Source organism: Streptomyces sp. NBC_00083, from assembly GCF_026343295.1.
In the GTDB taxonomy this organism is placed as follows: Bacteria; Actinomycetota; Actinomycetes; order Streptomycetales; family Streptomycetaceae; genus Streptomyces.
Map to the genome: position 1 here is coordinate 1,656,764 of NZ_JAPELY010000001.1, position 21,298 is coordinate 1,678,061.

At 69.8% G+C, this 21,298-nt stretch carries 16 protein-coding genes and 1 tRNA gene; 5 read left to right on the top strand and 12 right to left on the bottom strand.

Translation table 11 applies throughout. The features are described from left to right. Positions 1-774, bottom strand: a complete 774-nt coding sequence (locus OOJ98_RS07200) for a helix-turn-helix domain-containing protein (RefSeq protein ID WP_267055548.1) — start codon at positions 772-774, stop codon at positions 1-3. Positions 775-884: 110 nt separating this feature from the next. Next, positions 885-957 (bottom strand) — tRNA-Leu (locus tag OOJ98_RS07205). Between the two features lie 98 nt (positions 958-1,055). On the opposite strand from OOJ98_RS07205, the gene OOJ98_RS07210 reads away from it, so the two are divergent. Then, entirely contained in the window at positions 1,056-1,709 is a 654-nt protein-coding gene (locus tag OOJ98_RS07210) for an ANTAR domain-containing response regulator (protein WP_267053782.1), read from the top strand. Positions 1,710-1,781: 72 nt separating this feature from the next. Here the strand turns inward: OOJ98_RS07210 and OOJ98_RS07215 are convergent, their stop codons facing one another. From OOJ98_RS07215 to OOJ98_RS07250, 8 genes are all read right to left on the bottom strand, one after another. Continuing rightward, on the bottom strand, positions 1,782-2,498 hold the full coding sequence (locus OOJ98_RS07215; protein ID WP_267053783.1) for an ABC transporter ATP-binding protein: 717 nt from the start codon (positions 2,496-2,498) through the stop codon (positions 1,782-1,784). Then, positions 2,495-3,364: an ABC transporter ATP-binding protein gene (locus OOJ98_RS07220; protein WP_267053784.1), complete on the bottom strand. Its 870-nt coding sequence runs from the start codon at positions 3,362-3,364 to the stop codon at positions 2,495-2,497. Before OOJ98_RS07220 ends, OOJ98_RS07215 begins: the two co-directional genes overlap by 4 nt. Then, the gene (locus OOJ98_RS07225) at positions 3,361-5,166 is read right to left on the bottom strand and encodes a branched-chain amino acid ABC transporter permease (protein WP_267053785.1); all 1,806 of its coding nucleotides are present in this window, start codon (positions 5,164-5,166) and stop codon (positions 3,361-3,363) included. Before OOJ98_RS07225 ends, OOJ98_RS07220 begins: the two co-directional genes overlap by 4 nt. Positions 5,167-5,171: 5 nt before the next feature. Further along, positions 5,172-6,101, bottom strand: coding sequence for a branched-chain amino acid ABC transporter permease (locus OOJ98_RS07230; RefSeq protein WP_267053786.1), 930 nt, complete (start codon positions 6,099-6,101; stop codon positions 5,172-5,174). 100 nt (positions 6,102-6,201) lie between these two features. After that, entirely contained in the window at positions 6,202-7,416 is a 1,215-nt protein-coding gene (locus OOJ98_RS07235) for a branched-chain amino acid ABC transporter substrate-binding protein (protein WP_267055549.1), read from the bottom strand. A gap of 410 nt (positions 7,417-7,826) precedes the next feature. Then, complete coding sequence (locus OOJ98_RS07240) at positions 7,827-8,345, bottom strand: hypothetical protein (RefSeq protein ID WP_267053787.1); 519 nt, start codon at positions 8,343-8,345, stop codon at positions 7,827-7,829. A 104-nt stretch (positions 8,346-8,449) separates the two neighbouring features. Continuing rightward, on the bottom strand, positions 8,450-8,917 hold the full coding sequence (locus tag OOJ98_RS07245; protein ID WP_267053788.1) for a PaaI family thioesterase: 468 nt from the start codon (positions 8,915-8,917) through the stop codon (positions 8,450-8,452). An 83-nt stretch (positions 8,918-9,000) separates the two neighbouring features. Continuing rightward, positions 9,001-11,295 (bottom strand): FdhF/YdeP family oxidoreductase, encoded by a 2,295-nt coding sequence (locus OOJ98_RS07250; protein WP_267053789.1) that lies wholly within the window; start codon positions 11,293-11,295, stop codon positions 9,001-9,003. A 126-nt stretch (positions 11,296-11,421) separates the two neighbouring features. Between OOJ98_RS07250 and polA the strand changes: the two genes are divergently transcribed. From polA to OOJ98_RS07270, 4 genes are all read left to right on the top strand, one after another. Beyond that, positions 11,422-14,133: a DNA polymerase I gene (gene polA, locus OOJ98_RS07255; protein WP_267053790.1), complete on the top strand. Its 2,712-nt coding sequence runs from the start codon at positions 11,422-11,424 to the stop codon at positions 14,131-14,133. 302 nt (positions 14,134-14,435) lie between these two features. Continuing rightward, positions 14,436-16,160 (top strand): lytic transglycosylase domain-containing protein, encoded by a 1,725-nt coding sequence (locus OOJ98_RS07260; protein ID WP_267053791.1) that lies wholly within the window; start codon positions 14,436-14,438, stop codon positions 16,158-16,160. A gap of 136 nt (positions 16,161-16,296) precedes the next feature. Continuing rightward, the gene (locus OOJ98_RS07265; protein WP_267053792.1) at positions 16,297-16,452 is read left to right on the top strand and encodes an SPW_0924 family protein; all 156 of its coding nucleotides are present in this window, start codon (positions 16,297-16,299) and stop codon (positions 16,450-16,452) included. Between the two features lie 86 nt (positions 16,453-16,538). Continuing rightward, complete coding sequence (locus OOJ98_RS07270) at positions 16,539-17,534, top strand: DUF3068 domain-containing protein (RefSeq protein WP_267053793.1); 996 nt, start codon at positions 16,539-16,541, stop codon at positions 17,532-17,534. Positions 17,535-17,603: 69 nt separating this feature from the next. On the opposite strand, the gene hrpB is transcribed toward OOJ98_RS07270, so the two are convergent. Both hrpB and OOJ98_RS07280 read right to left on the bottom strand, forming a co-directional pair. Further along, positions 17,604-20,096 (bottom strand): ATP-dependent helicase HrpB, encoded by a 2,493-nt coding sequence (gene hrpB, locus OOJ98_RS07275; RefSeq protein WP_267053794.1) that lies wholly within the window; start codon positions 20,094-20,096, stop codon positions 17,604-17,606. 114 nt (positions 20,097-20,210) lie between these two features. Then, the gene (locus OOJ98_RS07280) at positions 20,211-21,050 is read right to left on the bottom strand and encodes a class I SAM-dependent methyltransferase (protein WP_267053795.1); all 840 of its coding nucleotides are present in this window, start codon (positions 21,048-21,050) and stop codon (positions 20,211-20,213) included. Between the last annotated feature and the right edge of the window lie 248 nt (positions 21,051-21,298).

The window sequence follows — 21,298 nt, forward strand, 5'->3', positions numbered from 1 at the left end:
TCAGTATTTCGGGCCTATGTGCTGGTCCATGAGGGCGACGGAGTTCCGCCGGGCGACGGATACGTTCCGGGCGCCCCGGGCGCGGCGCGCGGAGCGCCATTCCACCCCGACACGGTCGAGTGCGCCGGTGAAGAGGTCCACGATGTCGGTGGAGGTGTTGGTGAAGAAGTACCGAGGATATTCGTAGCGCTTGCGTTCACCGGAGATGACCTTCTCGGTCCAGTTGACGATCCGGCATCCGTCGGAATGAACGAGCCCGCGGATGAACTCCCATGGATGTGTGCCGATCACGGCCTCCTGCCAGGGTTCGAGCACGATGGCACGCTCGTGCTTCTTGCCAGGACCGTGCTGAGGGAACAGGCAGGGCCAGTGGCGGTCGTAGCTGGTCACGGAGACGTACCCCTGCCTTTGCAGGTCGTACACGCCGCTCTCCGGGCGCACCGCTTTGATCGCATTCCGGCACAGCTCCATCAGGCCCGGCCACGCGTCGGCGCAGGCGATGCGCAAGTAGTGGCCGACGCCTCGCGGGTGTGCGCTGATGCAGCCGTCTCCGAGATAGAGGCCGAGAAGGTACGCGTACGCGGCGGTGTCACCCGGAACGCCCGGGTCGTGGCGGCACCTCGGACACGGGCTCGCGCTGCGGAGCGGCTCGATTCGGCTCTGCCAGGCGCGAATCGCCGCGCGCGATATCCCGGTCTGCTTGCTGACGGAGTTCAGGCTGCGGCCTTGGGCGACGAGCTCCAGAACGGAGCGCCGCGTCGATATGTCGTACATGCCCGAGAGGCTTGTCGATTGCCTGCCGCAGGGTGACGTTCCGAGCGTGTGTTCAGCAGGTCGAGTGAAGATCGCCAAACATTGGCTGAACCTTGGAAATGAAGGAGAAGTGCCCCGAGTCGGATTCGAACCGACGCTGAATGGGTTTTGAATCCATCGCCTCTACCGCTGGGCTACCGGGGCCCCTTCGAAACGAAGGATACCGAAGACCCCTCGTATCTCAAACATACAGGAGCTAGGTAGGCTCAGGTAGCAGCACCTGCCTTAACCAAGGAGCCCCCGTGACCGCCCCCGAGTCGCCCCAGCCCGTCGCAGACGACGACGCGTCGCACGTCCCCCCGCTGACGACCCGTGTCGTCATCGCTGAGGACGAGGCCCTCATCCGCCTCGATCTCAAAGAGATGCTCGAAGAAGAGGGCTACGCGGTCGTCGGCGAGGCCGGTGACGGGCAGAAGGCCGTCGAGCTGGCCCGGGAGCACCAGCCGGATCTGGTGATCCTGGATGTGAAGATGCCGGTCCTGGACGGGATCTCCGCGGCGGAGCTGATCGCGAAGGAGTCGATCGCGCCGGTGCTGATGCTGACCGCGTTCAGTCAGCGGGATCTGGTGGAGCGGGCGCGGGACGCCGGTGCGATGGCGTATCTGGTGAAGCCGTTCTCGAAGAGCGATGTGGTGCCGGCGATCGAGATGGCGGTGTCGCGGTTCACGGAGTTGAAGGCGCTGGAGCAGGAGGTCGCGGACCTTTCGCAGCGTTTGGAGACGCGGAAGCTGGTGGACCGGGCGAAGTCGGTGTTGCAGACGCAGTACGGGTTGTCGGAGCCGGCGGCGTTCCGGTGGATTCAGAAGACGTCGATGGACCGGCGGATGTCGATGCAGCAGGTTGCCGAGGCGGTTATTGAGGACGCCGAGGAGAAGAAGGCGGCGAAGGGGGAGTAGTTCCCCGATGTACGCGAAGGGCCCGCATCCGGAGGCAGTTCCGGGTGCGGGCCACTTTTGTGTGTGCGGGGTTCAGTCTTCGCCGAGGTAGGCCTTGCGGACGGATTCGTCGTGGAGGAGGTCCTGTCCGGTTCCGGAGAGGACTATTTTGCCGATTTCCATGACGTGGCCCTGGTCGGCGAGGGAGAGCGCGGCTTGGGCGTTCTGTTCGACGAGCAGGATGGTGGTGCCTTGGGCTTTGAGTTCGGTGATGGTGGCCATGATTTTCTGCATCATGATGGGGGAGAGGCCCATGGAGGGTTCGTCCAGCATGAGGAGTTTGGGCTGGGACATGAGGGCGCGGCCCATGGCGAGCATTTGTTGTTCGCCGCCGGAGAGGGTGCCTGCGGCTTGCTTTCGGCGTTCTCCGAGGATGGGGAAGAGGTCGTAGGCGCGCTGGATGTCTTTTTCGATGCCGGCTTTGTCGTCGCGGAGGTAGGCGCCGAGGCGGAGGTTGTCCTCGATGGTCATGCGGGGGAATATGTGGCGGCCTTCGGGGGAGTGGGCCATGCCGAGGGCGACGATTTTGTGTGCGGGGACGTTTTTGAGGGGTTTGCCGTCGAAGGTGATGCGTCCGGCGAGGGGTTCGAGGAGGCCGGAGAGGGTGCGCAGGGTGGTGGTTTTGCCGGCGCCGTTGGTGCCGATGAGGGTGACGACCTGGCCTGCTTCGACGCTGAAGGAGATGCCTTTGACGGCTTCGATTTTGCCGTAGGCGACCCGGAGGTCCTCGACTTCGAGGAGTGCGGTCACGGGGTGTCTCCTTCGGTGCGGGTGGTGCTCTGCGCCGTTTCGGCTGCTTCTACTTCGGCGATTTCCTCGTCTCCGGGTGCGCCTTCGAAGGGGGTGCCGAGGTAGGCGGCGATGACGCGTTCGTCGGCTTGGACGATGTCGGGGGTGCCTTCGATGAGTTTTTGGCCTTGGACGAGGACGGAGACGCGGTCGCAGAGGTTCATGATGAACCGCATGTCGTGTTCGATGACGAGGACGGCGATGCCTTGGTCGCGGATGGCGAAGATGAGTTCTTCGGCGGCGCGGGTTTCTTGGGGGTTCATGCCGGCGGTGGGCTCGTCGAGGAGGAGGAGTCCGGGTTCGCTGGCGAGTGCGCGGGCGATTTCGAGCTTGCGTTGTTCGCCGTAGGGGAGGTTGCGGGAGAGGTGGTCGGCTTTTGCGGCGAGTCCGGTGAACTCGAGGAGTTCCATGGCTCGTTCGCGGGATGCGTCTTCGGCTTTTTTGAATCCGGGGAGGCGCAGGAGTGCGGACCAGAGGCCTTCTTTGGTGCGGGTGTGGCGGCCGACGAGGACGTTTTCCAGGACGGTCATGTTGGGGAAGAGGCGGATGTTCTGGAAGGTGCGGGCGACGCCGGCTTGGGTGACGAGGTGGGGTTTGGGGGGAAGGATGGTGCCTTTGTAGGTCACTTTTCCTTCGGTGGGGATGTACAGGCCGGTGAGGCAGTTGAAGAAGGTGGTTTTGCCTGCGCCGTTGGGGCCGATGAGGCCGACGATTTCGCCGCTGTTGACGGTGAGGTCGACGTTGCGTACGGCGGTGAGGCCGCCGAAGCGCATGGTGACGCCGCTGGCGTGGAGGACGGTGTCGGTGGTGGTGGTCATGGTGGTCACGCCCCCGCCTTGGTGACGCCGACGGGTGTGTCGGTGAGGCTGGTTTCTGGTGTGTCGAGTTGGCCGGTCTCGTGGAATTCGAGCTTTTTCCTGCGGTCGGCGACGATGCCTTCGGGGCGTAGGCGCATGAGGACGATGAGGGCGACTCCGAAGAGGAGGAGCTGGTAGTCCTGCATGAATTGGAGTTTGGCCGGGATGAGGTAGAGCAGGGCGGCGCCGATGAGGGGTCCGCTCATGGTTCCCATGCCGCCGAGGATGACGGCGGCGAGGAGGAAGGCGGAGTTGGGGGGTACGGAGCCGGCGAATTGGTACTGCTCGGGGGTGACGGTGCTGGTGAGGTGGCCTTGGACGGTGCCGGCGAGTCCGGCGAGGGTGGCGCCGAGTGCGAAGGCGATGAGTTTGACGCGGAAGCCGTTGATGCCCATGGCGGTGGCGGCGGTTTCGTCTTCGCGGATGGCGACCCAGGCGCGGCCGATGCGGGAGTCGGCGCTGCGTCGGAAGACGGTGACGACGATCAGGGTGATGACGAGCATCAGGAGGTAGTAGTTGCCGGGTTTGCCGAGGGTGAAGCCGGCGATGTCGTGGCTGATGCCGAGGTCGTATCCGAAGATCGTGATGTCGGGGATGGCGGGGATGCCGCGGGAGCCGTTGGTGACGTTGGGTCCGCTGTTCCCGTTGAGGTTGTTCATGGTGATGCGGAAGATTTCGCCGAAGCCGAGGGTGACGATGGCGAGGTAGTCGCCGCGTAGGCGCAGGGTGGGGGCGCCGATGAGGACGCCGAAGATGAGGGATGCGCCGGCGCCGACGAGGATGGCGGCCCAGAAGGGGAAGTGGACGCCGAGGCTGGAGGTGCTTGCGCCGGAGACGAGGGCTGCGGCGTAGGCGCCGACGCCGAGGAAGGCGACGTAGCCGAGGTCGAGGAGGCCGGCGAGGCCGACGACGACGTTGAGGCCGAGGGCGACGGTGGCGAAGATGAGGATGTTGGCGCCGATGAGGGCGTATTCGTCGCTGGATTGTGTGAAGGGGAAGCAGATCGCGGCGACGAAGGCGGCGCTGAGGGTGATGGTGCGGTGGTGTGCGGTGAGTGCGGAGAGGCGGGCGATGAGGCCTGCCTGGGTGATGGCGGCGAAGGTGAACACGGCGGTGATGAGGAAGCCGATGAACAGTTCGGTGTAGGCGGTGTCGATGCCGTAGGCGAAGACGTAGAGGCCGATGGCGAAGGCGGCGACGATGATGAGGATGCCGGCCCAGTCGGGGATTGTCTTGGCGGGGGTGGGGCTGGGGGCGGCGAGGGTGTGGCGGATGCGTTGCCAGGTGTTGTCGCCGGTGGTGTCGGTGGTGGGGGTGTCGCCGGGGAGGGCGAAGGCGGCGATGAGGGCGATGAGGGAGCCGATTCCGGAGACGTAGGCGCCCGGTTCGAGGTTGACGATGCCGCCGAGGTCGCTGGAGATCGCGCCGAGGGTGTAGCCGGTGGTGCCGAAGGTGGCGAGGGTGAGGAGGCGGAGGGGGGCGTTGGTGCCGCCGGGGGTGAGCCAGCGCAGTCCTGGGACGCCGTAGGTGGAGAGGGCGAAGAGGATGGTGAGGGCTGCGGTGGTGAGGGTGAGGAGCTGGAGGCCGCCGGGGTAGCCGGTGACGGTGAGGTCGCCGGGGAAGTCGCTGGTCCAGGTCCATGCGAGGAAGGTGCCGATGAGGGCGATGGCGGCGCCGGCGGTGACGGTGTGCCGGGCGAGGGTGGTGGGGAGCGGGATGAGGGGGGCCGCGGTGTCGGCGGCGGGGGTGCTGGGGGTGGTGTTGGTGGTCATGGTGATCACGCCCTGTCCGCGACGCGTTCGCCGAGCAGGCCTTGGGGTCGCACGAGGAGGACGACGATGAGGAGGACGAAGGCCCATACGTCCTTCCAGGCGCCGCCGCCGAAGAGTTCCATGCTGGGGATGTTGCCGATGTAGCCGACGGCGAGTGCTTCGGCGAGGCCGAGGACGATGCCGCCGAGCATGGCTCCGTAGATGTTGCCGATGCCGCCGAGTACGGCTGCGGTGAAGGCTTTGAGGCCCATGATGAAGCCCATGCGGAAGCCGACTTGGCCGTTGTGGAGGCCGTAGCCGACGGCGGCGACGGCGGCGAACGCGGCGCCGATGGCGAAGGCCATGACGATGATGCGGTCGGTGTTGATGCCCATGAGTTTGGCGGTGTCGGGGTCTTGGGCGGTGGCCTGCATGCCGCGGCCGGTGCGGGTTTTGTTGACGTAGATGCCGAGGGCGATCATGCAGACGGGGGCGGCGATGAGGATGAAGAGGTCGCCGCGTTGGATGTTGGCGCCGAGGAGGTGGAAGGGGCTGCCGTCGAACTGGGGGAAGGAGCGGTCCTTCTTGGCGTCGGGGTACCACTTCCATACGGCTTGCTGGAGGGCGAGGGAGAGGCCGATCGCGGTGATGAGCGGGGCGAGGCGGGGTGCGTTGCGCAGGGGGCGGTAGGCGAAGCGCTCGGCTGCGGTGGCGACGAGTACGGAGACGATGACGCCGCCGATGATCATGAGCGGGATGGCGGCGAGGAGCGAGAAGCCTGAGGGGAGTGCGAGGAAGACGGTGAGAGCCCCGAAGCCCCCGACCATGAATATCTCGCCGTGGGCGAAGTTGATGAGCTGGACAATGCCGTAGACCATCGTGTAGCCGATCGCGATGAGTCCGTACATCGCGCCGAGGATGAGTCCATTGGCCAGCTGTTGCGGCAGTTCGTGCACCGCGGGGCCTCCGTGAATGTGAGCGGATATGGCACCGCGCGGGAGCGCTGGTGGCGCTCCCGCGCGGTCCTTGGGTTGCGGCGTGGCGGGATTCGCCGGGTTACGGCTTGTAGGCCTCGCTGAGCTCGGGCTTCCAGGCGCCGTCGGTGACCTTGTAGGCGGTCATCATGGTGTTGGTGGTGTCGCCGTATTCGTCGAAGGAGACGGGGCCGGTGACTCCGTCGAACTTGACCTTGCCGACGGCGTCGAGGACCTTGGCGCGCAGGTCGCCGTCGGGGAGCTTGCCGTTGTTGGCGGTGACGACGTCCTTGACGGCCTGGATGATGGCCCAGGTGGCGTCGTAGGTGCCGCCCCCGTAGGCCTCGTAGGCGTCCTTGTATCCGGCGGTCTTGTAGTTCGCGATGAAGGTCTTCGCGGAGTCGAGCTGCTCGACGGGCTTGCCGACGGAGGTGGCGAGGTCGCCTGCGGCCTTCTTGTTGAGCTTGATGAAGTCGGCGCTGTAGATGCCGTCGCCGCCCATGAGCGGGATGTTGGTGCCGCTGTCCTTGAGCTGCTGGGACAGGGGGCCGGCGGCGGGGTATTCGCCGCCGTAGTAGAGGGCCTTGGCGCCGGTGGTCTTGACCTTGGCGACGATGGCGTTGAAGTCGCGGTCGTCGGGGTTGATGTGGTCGCTTCCGACGATCTTGCCGCCGAGCTTGGTGAAGGTGTCCTTGAAGGACGCGGCGAGGCCGGCGCCGTAGGTCTTCTGGTCGTCGATGAGGTAGACCGAGTCGATCTTGGCGTTGTTGAACAGGTACTTGGCGGCGAAGGCGCCCTGGACCTGGTCGGTGGTGGCGGTGCGGAAGAAGGTCTTGTAGGGGCGCTTCTTCGTGCCGGTCTTCCAGCCGTCGCCCTGGGTCAGCTCGGTGCCCGTGTTGGCGGGGGATATCTGGGTGAGGCCGGCGTCGTTGAGCGGTTTCTGCATGGACTGCGAGACGCTGGAGTTCAGGGGGCCGACGACGCCGACGACGCTCTTGTCGCCGATGAACTTCGTGGCGTTCTGCTGGCCGACGGACGGCTGTGCCTGGTCGTCGAGCGGCTGGGTCTTGAACTCGACGCCGGGGACGAGGTTCTGCTTGTTCGCCGTCTGGGCGGCGAGGTCGGCGGAGTTCTTGATCCCGAGGCCGAGGGCGGACAGGTCACCTGTGAGGGGTGCGTCTACGCCGATGACGACGGTCTGCTTCTTGCCGCTGCTGTCGTCGCCGCCTTTGTCGCGCGAACCGCAGGCGGTGAGCGTGAGTGCGCCTGTGGTGAGCACTGTGGTGAGGATGAGCAAGGAACGGTGTCGCACGGTGGGTCCTTTCCCTGGCGCGGCCTCCTCGTGGCGAGGTGCCGTGTCGGTCGCCGGGCCGTACTGGTTGGTGAGGGCCGTGCAGCAGTCGCACCCGGCGGCGCGGTGACTGGCCGTGACTCTAAGCGCAGCTGGGGAGGGTGGGGAGCGGCCGGGACAGGATGTGACTTTCTTGTTATGCCAAGGCCAAACCTTCGTGGCACAGGGCGGACAATTTGCACATTTAAGGGCGCCGGGATTTCTCGCATGATGAGAACGCGCAGTTCCGCTAAGGGGCTTGAGGGGATCATGGTGCTGACACGGCCCCGGGCGTCCGGAAGCCGGGCGTCGGCCTGGACGGTGTCGCCCGGTGGCCGGAACGTGCTCTCGCCGCCCCGGCTGATCATTACGCAGCGTTACGAAGATCCGGACGGGGTGGGCAGCTTCGTCTGCGCCCAGGGGTCCGTCGTCGGGGTGCCGTTGCGATAGCGCTCGGCGCAACCGCGCTGCGCGTGCTCCTCGATGAGCCGGTCGCCCGCGGCCCTGCCGTGCGCGGCGCGCTCCTGACGTGCCGCGGCCAGGGTGGTCAGGAGGATCTCGTTCTGCCCGTCGGACAGGCCCTTCTCCTGATAGTCCAGGCCGGATCCCTGGCCCTCGTCCAGCTCCTGCTCCGCCCAGTAGGTGATCAGGTGGGTGCAGAGTTCCGCAGGTGAAGTGGTGTGCGGGGAGGGGGAGTTGAGGGAGGGGGCGGGGTGTGCGGCGGTGGTGCCGGGTGGGGCGGGGGAGTCGGTGGAGGAGCAGCCCGCCAGGGCGGCCGCGAGGGCGAGCGCGCCGACGAGGGCCGCTCGCGCCCGCGCCGGCCGCCGTGCCGGCGGGCGTTCCGGCCGCTGTGTCCGTGCCCGTGCCCCCGCCCGTGGTCCCGCTCGGGTCCTCATGGCACGACGGTAGGGCGCGCCCCGTGACGTGACAATGGCCGGTGAGTCGTCAACTCACCGGCCGTGAAGCGGAGTTGTCGGCTCCGGCGTGTTCCTGCGCGGGTTCAGGCCTTGAGGCCCTCGGCGTCGCGCAGCAGGCACGTCAGCCGGGCCGAGCAGACCCGCTTGTCCTGCTCGTCGGTGATGACGATCTCGTACGTGGCGGTCGAGCGGCCGCGGTGCACGGGGGTGGCGACCCCGGTGACCAGGCCGCTCTTCACGCCGCGGTGGTGGGTGCAGTTCAGGTCCACGCCGACGGCGACCTTGCTGAGGCCGCCGTGGAGCATCGAGCCGACCGAGCCGAGCGTTTCGGCCAGGACCGCGGAGGCGCCGCCGTGCAGCAGTCCGTAAGGCTGGGTGTTGCCCTCGACGGGCATGGTGCCCACGACGCGCTCCGCGGAGGCCTCGATGATCTGCACGCCCATGCGGGTGCCCAGATCGCCGGCGGAGAACATCGCATGCAGGTCGACGCCGAGGGCCGCGTACTCGTCGACTACGTCCTGCGGGAACTTCACGCTGCTCTGCTCGCCCATGGGCACGGCTCCGTTCATCTGCGGTTACTGCGCTGTCCGCTCCGTCATACCAGATGGCTGAGCAAACGCTTAGGGCGCAGCTCTCATTCCCCGGCCCGGTCCTCCCGCTCCGCGGGTTCGAAGCGCACCACCACGGACTTGCTGGCCGGGGTGTTGCTGACGTCGGCCGTGGAGCCGAGGGGGACCAGGACGTTGGTCTCCGGGTAGTAGGCGGCGGCGCAGCCGCGGGCGGTCGGGTAGTGGACGACGCGGAAGCCGGGGGCGCGCCGCTCCACGCCGTCCTTCCACTCGCTCACGAGGTCCGTGTACGCCCCGTCGGCCAGGCCCAGTTCGGCCGCGTCGGCGGGGTTGACGAGGACCACCCGGCGGCCGCCCTTGATGCCGCGGTAGCGGTCGTCGAGGCCGTAGATGGTGGTGTTGTACTGGTCGTGCGAGCGCAGGGTCTGCAGCAGCAGCCGGCCTTCGGGGAGCTCGGGGAATTCGACGGGCGCCGCCGTGAAGTTGGCCTTGCCGGTGGCGGTGGGGAAGCGCCGCTCGTCGCGCGGGGCGTGCGGCAGCTGGAAGCCGCCGGGGTGGGCGACCTTGGCGTTGAAGTCCTCGAAGCCGGGCACCACGCGGGCGATGCGGTCGCGGATCGTGGCGTAGTCCTTCTCGAACTCCGCCCAGTCGATCACCGAATGGGCGCCGAGGGTGGCCCGCGCCATGCGGGCCACGATGGCGGGCTCGGACAGCAGATGGCGGCTTGCCGGGGCGAGGTTGCCGCGGGAGGCGTGGACCATGCCCATGGAGTCCTCCACGGTCACGAACTGCCTGCCGCTCTTCTGTACGTCCTTGTCGGTGCGGCCCAGGGTGGGCAGGATCAGGGCGCGCCGGCCGGTCACCGCGTGCGAGCGGTTGAGCTTGGTCGAGACGTGCACGGTGAGCGAGGCGCGGCGCATGGCGGCCTCGGTGACGTCGGTGTCGGGGGTGGCGCTCACGAAGTTGCCGCCCATGGCGAAGAACACCTTGGCCTTGCCGTCGCGCAGCGCCTCGATGGACCGGACGACGTCGTAGCCGTGGTGGCGGGGCGGGGCGAAGCCGAACTCCTTCTCCAGGGCGTCGAGGAGGGCCGGGGCGGGCCGCTCGAAGATGCCCATGGTGCGGTCGCCCTGCACGTTGGAGTGGCCGCGGACCGGGCAGACGCCGGCGCCGGGGCGGCCGATGTTGCCGCGCAGCAGGAGGAAGTTGACGACCTCGCGGATGGTCGGCACGGAGTGCTTGTGCTGGGTGAGGCCCATGGCCCAGCAGACGATGGTGCGCTTGGAGGCGAGGACCATCGCGAGGGCCTGCTCGATCTCGGTGCGGCTCAGGCCGGTCGCGGCGAGGGTGGCCTCCCAGTCCGCTTCGCGGGCCGCGGCCCTGAACTCCTCGAATCCATGGGTGTGTTCACGTACGAAGAGCTCGTCGACGGCGCCTTCGGTCTCCAGGATCAGCTTGTTGAGGAGGCGGAACAGGGCCTGGTCGCCGCCGATGCGGATCTGCAGGAACAGATCGGTGAGGGCGGCGCCCTTGATCATGCCCTGGGGGGTCTGCGGGTTCTTGAACTTCTCCAGGCCCGCCTCGGGCAGCGGGTTGACCGAGATGATCCTGGCTCCGGCGTGCTTCGCCTTCTCCAGGGCGGAGAGCATCCGGGGGTGGTTGGTGCCCGGGTTCTGCCCGGCGATCACGATGAGGTCGGCCTGGTGGAGGTCTTCGAGGGAGACGCTTCCCTTGCCGATGCCGATGGTCTCGGTGAGCGCCGAACCGGACGACTCGTGGCACATGTTGGAGCAGTCCGGCAGGTTGTTGGTGCCGAACTCGCGGGCGAAGAGCTGGAGCAGGAACGCGGCCTCGTTGCTGGTGCGGCCCGAGGTGTAGAAGAGGGCCTCGTCGGGCGAGTCGAGCGCGGTGAGCTCCTCCGCGATGATCTCGAAGGCCCGCTCCCAGGTGATGGCCTCGTACCGGTCGGCGCCCTCGGGCAGGTACATGGGCTGGGTGATGCGGCCCTGCTGGCCCAGCCAGTACCCGCTGCGCGTGGCGAGGTCGGCGAGGGGATGCGCGGCGAAGAAGTCGGGGGTGACCCGGCGCAGCGTGGCCTCCTCGGCGACGGCCTTCGCGCCGTTCTCGCAGAACTCCGCGGTGTGCCGCTTGTCGCCCTCCGGCCAGGCGCAGCCGGGGCAGTCGAAGCCGTCCTTCTGGTTGACCTTGAGCAGGGTCCGCGCGGTGCGGCTCACGCCCATCTGCTGCTGGGCCATGAGCAGGGTGTGACCGATGGCGGGGAGGCCGGCGGCGGCGTGCTTGGGCGCGGCGACCTGCGGCGCGTCCTGGACCGGATCACCTGCGGGCGGCTTGCTGGCCATGGCGCTGCTCCCCTTCGAGCGGACACGAGATGCGTACACCTTCGATCCTGTCACGCACCTCCGACAGCCGCGGGCCCGGACCGGGACTGGCCAGGATTGTCAGTGGGGCGTGGCAGGATCGGGGGCATGGCTGAGACAGCATCGAAGAAGTCCCCGGACAACCGACCGCGCCTGCTCCTCATGGACGGGCACTCCCTGGCGTACCGGGCGTTCTTCGCGCTGCCCGCGGAGAACTTCACCACCGCGACGGGCCAGCCGACCAACGCGGTCTACGGCTTCATGTCCATGCTCGCGAACACCCTGCGTGACGAGGCGCCCACGCACTTCGCGGTCGCGTTCGACGTGTCCCGCAAGACGTGGCGTTCCACGGAGTTCCCCGAGTACAAGGCGAACCGGTCGAAGACCCCGGACGAGTTCAAGGGCCAGGTCGAGCTGATCGGCGAGCTGCTCGACGCGATGCACGTCGACCGGTTCGCGACCGACGGGTTCGAGGCGGACGACATCATCGCCACGCTGGCCACCCAGGCCGAGGCGGCCGGTTTCGACGTCCTGATCGTCACCGGTGACCGCGACTCCTTCCAGCTGGTCTCCGACCACGTGACCGTCCTCTACCCCACCAAGGGCGTCTCGGAGCTGACCCGGTTCACCCCGGCGAAGGTCGAGGAGAAGTACGGCCTGACCCCGGCGCAGTACCCGGACTTCGCGGCGCTGCGCGGCGACCCGTCGGACAACCTGCCGGGCATCCCCGGTGTCGGTGAGAAGACCGCCGCGAAGTGGATCAACCAGTTCGGTTCGTTCGCGGAGCTCGTGGAGCGCGCCGAGGAGGTCAAGGGCAAGGCCGGGCAGAACTTCCGCGACCATCTCGACGCGGTGAAGCTCAACCGCCGCCTCACCGAGATGGTCAAGGACGTGGAGCTGCCCAAGGGCCCGGCCGAGCTGGAGCGCGCCGCCTATGACCGCGCCGCGTTGACCGGCGTCCTCGACGTCCTGGAGATCCGCAACCCGTCGCTGCGCGAGCGGCTGCTCGCCGTCGACCCGGGCGCGGACGAGGCGCAGGCGCCCGAGCCGGCCGCCGGTGTCGACGTCGACGGCACCGTCCTCGGCGCGGGCGAACTCGCTCCGTGGCTGGCCGAGCACGGCGGGCAGCCGCTCGGTGTGGCCACCGTCGACACCTGGGCGCTCGGCGCCGGAAGCGTCACCGAGATCGCGCTGGCCGCGGCGGACGGGGCGGCCGGCTGGTTCGACCCGGCGCTGATCGACGAGGCCGACGAGCGGGCCTTCGCCGCGTGGATGGCCGACGCCGCCCAGCCCAAGATCATGCACAACGCCAAGGCCGCCATGCGGGTCTTCCCCGAGCACGGCTGGAGCATCGCCGGCGTCTCCATGGACACCGCGCTCGCCGCCTACCTCGTCAAGCCCGGCCGCCGCTCCTTCGCCCTGGACGCCCTGTCGATCGAGTACCTCGGCCGTGAGCTGGCCCCGGCCGGCGCCGCCGACGGGCAGCTCGCGTTCGGCGCGGACGACGAGGCGGAGGCCGCCGCCCTGATGACGCAGGCACGAGCCGTCCTCGACCTGGGCGGCGCGTTCACCGAGCGCCTCAAGGAGGTCGGCGCCACCGACCTGCTGCACTACGTGGAACTGCCCACCTCGCTCCTCCTGGCCCGCATGGAGCGGTACGGCATCGCGGCCGACCGCGCCCACCTGGAAGCGATGGAGCAGCAGTTCGCCGGCGCGGTCCAGCAGGCCGTCAAGGAGGCGCACGCCTCGGTGGGCCACGAGTTCAACCTGGGCTCGCCCAAGCAGCTCCAGGAAGTCCTCTTCGGCGAACTGGCCCTGCCCAAGACGAAGAAGACCAAGACCGGCTACACCACCGACGCCGACGCGCTGGCCTGGCTCGCCGCCCAGACCGAGCACGAGCTGCCCGTCGTCATGCTGCGCCACCGCGAGCAGGCCAAACTGCGCGTCACCGTCGAAGGCCTGGTCAAGACGATCGCGGCGGACGGCCGCATCCACACCACGTTCAACCAGACCGTCGCCGCGACCGGCCGGCTCTCCTCCACCGACCCCAACCTGCAGAACATCCCCGTCCGCACCGACGAGGGCCGCGCGATCAGGCGGGGCTTCGTGGTCGGCGAGGGGTACGAGTCGCTGCTCACCGCGGACTACAGCCAGATCGAACTGCGCGTGATGGCCCACCTGTCGGAGGACGCGGGCCTCATCGAGGCGTTCGCCTCCGGCGAGGACCTCCACACCACGGTCGCCTCCCAGGTCTTCGGCGTCGCCAAGTCCGAGGTCGACCCGGAGATGCGGCGCAAGATCAAGGCGATGTCGTACGGCCTGGCCTACGGCCTGTCCGCGTTCGGCCTGTCGCAGCAGCTGAACATCGAGGCCGGCGAGGCGCGCGGCCTGATGGACACGTTCTTCGAGCGCTTCGGCGGCGTACGCGAGTATCTGCAGCGCGCCGTCGAGGAGGCCCGCGCGACGGGCTACACGGAGACGATGCTGGGCCGGCGCCGCTACCTGCCGGACCTCAACAGCGACAACCGCCAGCGCCGAGAGATGGCCGAGCGGATGGCGCTCAACGCCCCGATCCAGGGCACCGCGGCGGACATCGTGAAGGTCGCGATGCTGAACGTGGACCGCGCCCTGACCGAAGCGGGCCTCACCTCCCGCCTGTTGCTCCAGGTTCATGACGAAATCGTCCTGGAAGTCGCACCCGGCGAACGCGAGAAGGTCGAGGCGCTGGTCCGCCGCGAGATGGCGGGAGCGGTGCAACTGCGCGCTCCGCTCGACGTGTCGGTGGGCTCGGGCAACGACTGGGAGTCCGCGGCGCACTGAGGCCGCGGGCCCGGGAGCCCGGCTCGTCGCAGGCCGCGGCCGGTGGAACATCTCCACCGGCCGCGGCCTGCGCGTTAGCCGCCCGTTAGCGGTGAGCCGTTCAATGGCAGACGACACCCGGCTGCCGTCTGCCGTATGGACGCCTGCCGTCCGCCTGATGCCTGCCGCCGGTACGGCACACGTGGCGAATCAGTGAAAAGCGGTCGGGCCACGGTGCCGTCGCACAGACGGTTGCCGTAATGTCACCTGCGTTCGAGCGCCGGGGAGCGCGAACAGCCGAGTACCGGGGAGGGACTTGACGTATGGCACCGCACATGGGCCGACGACTGCGCAAGGGAGCGGGGACCACGGCGGTGGCCGCGCTGGCGGTGGCGGCGCTTTCCGCGTCGCAGGCGCCGGGGATCGTACACGCGAGCAGCCCGACCGACCAGGCCGCCTCGGACGTGACGCCGTCGCCCACGCCTGACGCTCCGGCCTCGGGCAACTCCCCGTACTACACCGACCTGCCGCCCCTCACGTCGCCGACGCCGCCGCCCGCCGCGTCGAACCCGCCGGTGGGCCAGCTGCCCGCCGGTGACCAGCAGGGCATACCGGCGACGGTCCTCGACGCGTACCAGAAGGCACAGGCCGCCCTCGCCCGGGACAGGCCCAACTGCCACCTCCCCTGGCAGCTGCTCGGCGGCATCGGCAAGGTCGAGTCGGGCCACGCCAACGGCGGGCGCGTCGACGCCAACGGCACCACGCTCACGCCGATCCTCGGCCCCGTGCTCAACGGTGCGGGCTTCGCCAACATCACCGACACCGACCACGGCCTCTACGACGGCGACTCGGTGCACGACCGGGCGGTCGGGCCCATGCAGTTCATCCCGTCGACCTGGGCGTCCTCGGGCCGCGACGGCAACGGCGACGGTGTCAAGGACCCGAACAACGTCTACGACGCGGCGCTCGCCGCCGGTTTCTACCTGTGTGGCCATGGACGCGACGTCGCGGTCAAGGCCGATCTGGACCGGGCGATCCTGAGCTACAACCAGTCGCAGGAGTACCTGACGACGGTCACGACGTGGTTCGACTTCTACCGGCGCGGCACCCACGAGGTTCCCGACGGCACGGGCTCCCTGCCCGGTCGCCGCAGCGACCAGAGCTCCGGCAGACTGTCGACGCCGACGGCGCCGCCCAGCACCCCGGCGTCCGGACCGAGCTCGAAGCCCGGCTCCCGGCCCACGACGAAGCCGACCACCCCGGCGACACCGCCCACGGTGCCGGCCAAGCCCCCGGTGACGCCCACCAAGCCCGGCGGCGACGCGACGCCGACGCCGGTGCCGCGCCCCAAGACGCTGGAGAGCACCGGCGCCAAGGAGCTGACGGCGTTCGCCGGCGGCGCCTTCTCCGGACAGCCGACGGTGCGGGTGACATCCGACTCCGGCAAGACGATGGCGCACGTGACCGTCAAGTTCGAGATCGTCGGCGACACGGACACCCGCTTCGCCGGCGGCGCCACCACCGCGAACGCGCAGACCGCGGCCGACGGCACGGTGGCGGCCCCGGCCCTGAAGGCCGGCGAGAAGACCGGCACCTTCACGGTGCGCGCCACCGTCGTCACCTCCGCGCTGCCCGCCGTCGAGTGGAAGGCGACCGTCGTCGCCCGGCAGGCCGACGGGATCACGCGCGGCGACACGAAGGCGCTGACGGCGGCGCCCGGCGGCGAGTTCGCCGACGTCGTGTCGCTCAAGGCGACCTACAAGGGCGCCGTGGCCTCCGGTGTCGCGGCCACCGCGACCATGATCGAGACCCCGGCGGCGGGCGCCGACCCCAAGGCCGCGCCCAAGGTCAACGACAAGGGCCCCTACTTCAAGGACGCCAAGAACAACCCGGTCCGCGAAGTGAAGGACCTGAAGACCGACGCGAAGGGCCTCCTGGTCCTGCCGAAGATGTACGCGGACGGCCAGAGCGGCACGTTCCTGCTGCGCATCACCACCGAGGGCGGCGCCACGCTCACCGTCGAGCTCAAGGTGGCCGCCGCCTCCTGACGGGCCCCCGGTCCCCGCTTCCCCAGCAGCCCCTTTGCCGCCCCGCGGCAGAGGGGCTGTTCGACGTGTTCTCATCTCGGCCGGGCGTTGCTACGGTGCCCACTCCTGACGCCCCATCAGCTCCCGGAGGCCGAGCATGCGCGCCCTGATAGCCGCCGCGATCGGGCTGGCCGCCGCCCTCGCCCTCGTCCTGACGGTCTCCGCCATCGGCGCCCCCGAGGGCACGACCTCGCCCAAGCCCCTGCTCACCACCGTGCCCAGCGCCCCCGGGAAGATCACGCAGACCAAATAGCGCCCACTTGGGCCCAGTTGAGCTACAGCACGAGTTGAGCTACAGCCCCAGTAGAGATCCGGCCCCAGTTGAGGGAGAGCAGGTCCATGCGACGCAAAGCCAGTCTCGTCCTGCTCGCCCTCGCCGTGTTCTTCGCCGCGCTGTCGCCCCTGCTGCGCTGGTACGCCTTCCCACGCCTCGCGAAGATCCCGCCCAGTCAGTACCAGGAAGCTGTCCTCGAAGCGAAGAACGCCACCCTCATCGACTACGCCACCATGCAGTCCAAGACGGTTCCCAAGGTCACGGTCGTCCAGACGCTGAAGGGCAACGTGGAGGCGGCCAAGGAGATCGAGAAGAGCGCCGGCAAGGACGTCGTGGTGTGGGACACCCTCTCCTACGTGCAGGGCCCCGACGGCAAGATGGTCTCCCAGATACCCGAGCGCTACATCTTCGACGCCCACACCCAGGCACCCGTCCACGCCACCGGCGAGATGGTCGACGGGGACGCCGTCCAGCGCAAGGGCATCGAGTTCAAGTGGCCGTTCCTGACGGAGAAGCGGGACTACGAGTACTTCGACTTCCAGGCCCGAACCTCCGCGCCCATCCACTACAAGGGCACCCAGAAGTTCCACGGACTCGACGTCTACTACTTCGAGCAGACCATCCCCTGGACCAAAGTGCCCTACCCGAAGAAGATGCCGCTGCCCGGAATCGACTCCAGCACTCTGGAGAAGACCACCGGCACCTCCCTCTGGTACACCACCACCCGCAAGTTCTGGATCGACCCGGTCACCGGCGCGCCGGTCAACGGCGAGGAGATGAACCAGGAGGAGATGCGCGGCGGCACCCTCCTCGGCGGCCGCGACAAGGTCACCGTGTTCGCCGGCGACGTCAAGATGCGCCCCGACTACGTCGACTACACCGTGGACCTGGTCAAGAAGAACCGCGTTCTGGTCCTGCTGCTCACCTCCTACCTCCCGTGGGGGTTCCTCGGGCTCGCCCTGGTCCTGCTCGCCCTCTCCCTGTGGCTCGAAGCACGCACCCGGCGCCCCGGCGGCCCGCCCACCGGTGTGAGCGAACCCCTCGAACCCGTGATGACCTGAGCGCCGCTCCCGTCCGCCGTTACCGAGGCGCCGCTCCAGCCGCTCATGGCCGGAACGCCGCCCGGACCGTCATGACCCCAGCCGTGCCTTGGTGAACCGCGTCGCCTGCGCCCGGGTCGGATCCTCCGGCCACGGATGCTTGGGGTAGCGGCCGCGCAGCTCGGCCCGCACGGCGCGGTATCCCTCGCGCCAGAAGTTCGCCAGGTCGGCGGTGACCGCGGCCGGCCGCCCGGCGGGGGAGAGCAGATGGACCAGGACGGGCACCCCGGCCACCTCCGGTGTGCCGTCCAGACCGAACATCTCCTGCAACTTGACGGCCAGGACCGGCTGTTCACCCCCGTACTCCACCCGTATCCGCGAGCCGCTGGGCACGAGGATCCGCTCGGGCGCCAGCTCGTCCAGGCGCGCCGCCTCCCCGGTCGCCCACGGCAGCAGCCGGTTGAGCGCGGCGCCCGCCTCGATCCGGCCGAGGTCGGCCCGGCGCCGGGCCCGCGACAGCTCGGGCTCCAGCCAGGCGTCGGGCCGGGCGAGCAGGGCCGCGTCGGCCACATCGGGCCAGGGCGGGCCGAGCACCCGGTGCAGGAAGGCGAGCCGCTCGCGCAGGTTCACCGCGTCACGGGTCCAGCGCAGCAGTCCGAGCCCCTCCCGCGCGAGCCCGTCGAGAAGGGCGTCCCGCACCAGACCCGTGTCCGGGCTCTTCAACGGGCGTACGGCCAGCTCGACCGCGCCGAGCCTCGACACCCGGCGGGCCACGACGTCCCCGTCCTCCCAGTGCACCTCCTCTCCCTGCGCCAGCAGGTGTCCCGCGGCGAGCCGGGCGGTCTCCTCGTCGATGACGCAGGCCAGCCGCACCCGGGCGGACGCCGCCTGCACCGGCCGGTCCGCGACGGCCACCGCGAGCCAGCCCGCGGAGCCGAGCCCGGACCCATCGGCCACCTCGGCGCCGGTGCCCGACACCATCAGGAACGCGCCGCCCCCACGCGCCCGCGCCACCCGTTCGGGAAACGCCAGGGCCGCGACGAGCCCGGCGGCCGCCTCGGCGGAACCCCGCTCGGGGTGGCTCCCGGCGAACGCGGTGAGGCGCCGCACCTCCTGCGTCCAGCGCCCCGCGTATCCGTCCCCGCCCCGGCGCGCGGTGCGCCAGGCCGCCGCCAGGTCGTCCCCGTACTCGCGCGGCGGTTCCTCGCTGAGCAGCGCCACCACTTCGGCGGCCCGCCGGCCCCCGACCTCCGCGGCCCCGTCGAGGAGCGCGCGGGCGAGCCGGGGGTGCACCCCGAGCCGGGACATCCGGGTGCCCCGCTCGGTGGCGCGGCCCTGCCCGTCCACCGCCCCGATCGCCGAGAGCACCGCTCGGGCCGCGGCCATCGCGCCCGCCGGAGGTGCGTCGAGCAGGGCGAGGCCCTCGGCCGACGGGTCGCCCCAGCAGGCGGTCTGCAGGGCGAAGGCGGCCAGGTCGGCGACCTTGATCTCGGGGGCGGGGAAGCGCGGCAGCCGGCTGTTCTCCGCCTCGGTCCAGCAGCGGTAGACCGCGCCCGGCGCCTCACGCCCGGCCCGGCCGGCGCGCTGGCGTGCGGCGGCCTGCGAGGCCCTGACCGTGGTCAGCGCGCCGAGACCCCGGGCATGGTCGACCCGCGGCTCGCGGGCCAGGCCGCAGTCCACCACCACCCGCACCCCCGGCACGGTCAGTGACGACTCGGCGACCGAGGTCGCGAGGACGACTCGCCGCCCGGCCGCCCCGGCGAGCACCGCGTCCTGCACGGAAGCCGGGGCGCGGCCGTGGACCTGGAGGATCTCGACGCCGGGCAGATCGCCCAACTGGCGTGCCACACGGGCGATCTCACCCACGCCGGGCAGGAAGCAGAGGACATCGCCGTCCCGCTCGGACAGCGCCGCGCGCACCGTGGCAGCCACATGGGAGAGCAGCGCCGGGTCGACCCGCATGCCGTGCGGCGGGCGCACCGGCCGTGCGGGGGGCGCCCACACCACCTCCACCGGGTGTGCCACCCCGGCCGCCTCGACGACAGGGGCGCCGCCGAGCAGCTCGGCCCAGCCCTCGGCGTCCGTCGTCGCCGAGGCCGCCACCAGGCGCAGCTCGGGCCGCAGCGCGGCGCGCACGTCCAGGAGGAAGGCGGCCACGGTGTCAGCGTCCAGGTGCCGCTCATGGCACTCGTCGAGGACGACGACGTCGACGCCCGTCAACTCCTGGTCGCGCTGCAGGCGTTGGAGGAGCACACCGGTGGTGACGACCTCGACGACGGTGTCCGGTCCGACGGACCGCTCACCGCGCACCGTGAATCCGATCCGCCCGCCCGTCCGCTCGCCGAGCAGCCACGCCATCCGGCGCGCGGCCGCCCTGGCTGCTATGCGGCGCGGCTCGGCCACCACGACCCGGCGCACCGGGCCGTCGCCGACCAGGCCCGCGAGGATCAGCGGCACGAGAGTGGTCTTGCCGGTGCCGGGCGGGGCGCACAGCACGGCCGTCCCGTGCCCGTCGAGTGCGGCGAGCAGCTCGGGCACGGCCTCGCGTACGGGGAGGGCGTCGAGTGCGTCGGTTCGGATCATGCGCTCAGTGTCGTACGTCCCGCGGAACCGTGCGGCGCCCCGTCCACAGGCGCGGTGGGCTTATATGACTGCCCGCGTCGCGGAGGGCCCGCCTCAGTCCCGTACGTACACGCGTCAGTCCCGTACGCACACGAAGATCGCGGTCCCCGGGAGCAGATTGCCCCGGAGCGGAGACCAGCCGCCCCACTCCTGTGAGTTCCAGGCCGGCCACTCCGGTTCCACGAGATCCTGGAGGTGGAAGCCGCCCGCGACGACGTCCCGCACCCGGTCGCCGAGCGTGCGGTGGTGCTCCACATAGACGGCGCGACCGCTCTCGTCCTGCTCGACGTAGGGCGTCCGGTCGAAGTAGGAGGCGGAGACCGACAGGCCCTCGGGTCCCGGTTCGTCGGGGAACGCCCAGCGGATGGGATGGGTGACCGAGAAGACCCAGCGCCCGCCCGGCCGCAGCACGCGGCGCACCTCGCGGAAGACCCGCACCGGGTCCGAGACGAAGGGGACCGCGCCGTAGGCGGAGCACGCCAGGTCGAAGGATCCGTCCGCGAACGGCAGGGCGCCCGCGTCCGCCTCGATCAGCGGGAACGCGCCACCGTCGATGCGCAGCGCGTGCTGGAGCTGGCGGTGCGAGAGGTCCAAGGCCACCGGGCGCGCGCCTTGAGCGGCCAGCCATCGCGAGCACTGGGCGGCGCCCGCCCCGATCTCCAGGACGTCGAGGCCCTTCAGGGACTCCCTCGGGCCGAGAAGCTGGGCGTCCGCCTCGTCCACGCCTTCCGGACCCCACACGAAGCGGTCGTCGCCGAGGAACGCACCGTGATCGGTCTGGTACTCGTCGGCGTTCCGGTCCCACCAGCTGCGGCTGGCCCGGCTGCTCTCCGTGTCCCCGGCCGCACGACGTGTCGCCTCCGGTTCGGAATCGGCCCCGTTCTCGGACTCGTACGCTTGGATCTCTTGGCTCATCGTGCCCGTCGTTGTAGTTTGCGCGGAACGTGGCCGCGTGTTCGCGAAGGCCCTCGAAAGAGGTGCCCGGAGCCCATCGTGGCCTCGGGGAACCTTAGTTGTGCCGGGATTGCGGGGATCCGCCCCGGGTGTGCGCCTTCGCGCATTGACCCTGTCCGGCAGCCCCCGTATGCTACAAGTTGCGCTGCGAGCCTGCGCACCTCAGACGTAGCAGGCGCGCCTCCATCTGTTGCATGTCCCCTCGGTTT

What these genes read in the sequence shown, in the direction of transcription:
- OOJ98_RS07200 (WP_267055548.1), bottom strand. Translation starts at nt 774, where the DNA reads ATGTACGACATATCGACGCGGCGCTCCGTTCTGGAGCTCGTCGCCCAA.
- OOJ98_RS07225 (WP_267053785.1), bottom strand. Translation starts at nt 5,166, where the DNA reads ATGACCACCAACACCACCCCCAGCACCCCCGCCGCCGACACCGCGGCC.
- OOJ98_RS07240 (WP_267053787.1), bottom strand. Translation starts at nt 8,345, where the DNA reads ATGAGGACCCGAGCGGGACCACGGGCGGGGGCACGGGCACGGACACAG.
- OOJ98_RS07245 (WP_267053788.1), bottom strand. Translation starts at nt 8,917, where the DNA reads ATGGGCGAGCAGAGCAGCGTGAAGTTCCCGCAGGACGTAGTCGACGAG.
- OOJ98_RS07250 (WP_267053789.1), bottom strand. Translation starts at nt 11,295, where the DNA reads ATGGCCAGCAAGCCGCCCGCAGGTGATCCGGTCCAGGACGCGCCGCAG.
- polA (WP_267053790.1), top strand. Translation starts at nt 11,422, where the DNA reads ATGGCTGAGACAGCATCGAAGAAGTCCCCGGACAACCGACCGCGCCTG.
- OOJ98_RS07260 (WP_267053791.1), top strand. Translation starts at nt 14,436, where the DNA reads ATGGCACCGCACATGGGCCGACGACTGCGCAAGGGAGCGGGGACCACG.
- OOJ98_RS07265 (WP_267053792.1), top strand. Translation starts at nt 16,297, where the DNA reads ATGCGCGCCCTGATAGCCGCCGCGATCGGGCTGGCCGCCGCCCTCGCC.
- OOJ98_RS07270 (WP_267053793.1), top strand. Translation starts at nt 16,539, where the DNA reads ATGCGACGCAAAGCCAGTCTCGTCCTGCTCGCCCTCGCCGTGTTCTTC.
- hrpB (WP_267053794.1), bottom strand. Translation starts at nt 20,096, where the DNA reads ATGATCCGAACCGACGCACTCGACGCCCTCCCCGTACGCGAGGCCGTG.
- OOJ98_RS07280 (WP_267053795.1), bottom strand. Translation starts at nt 21,050, where the DNA reads ATGAGCCAAGAGATCCAAGCGTACGAGTCCGAGAACGGGGCCGATTCC.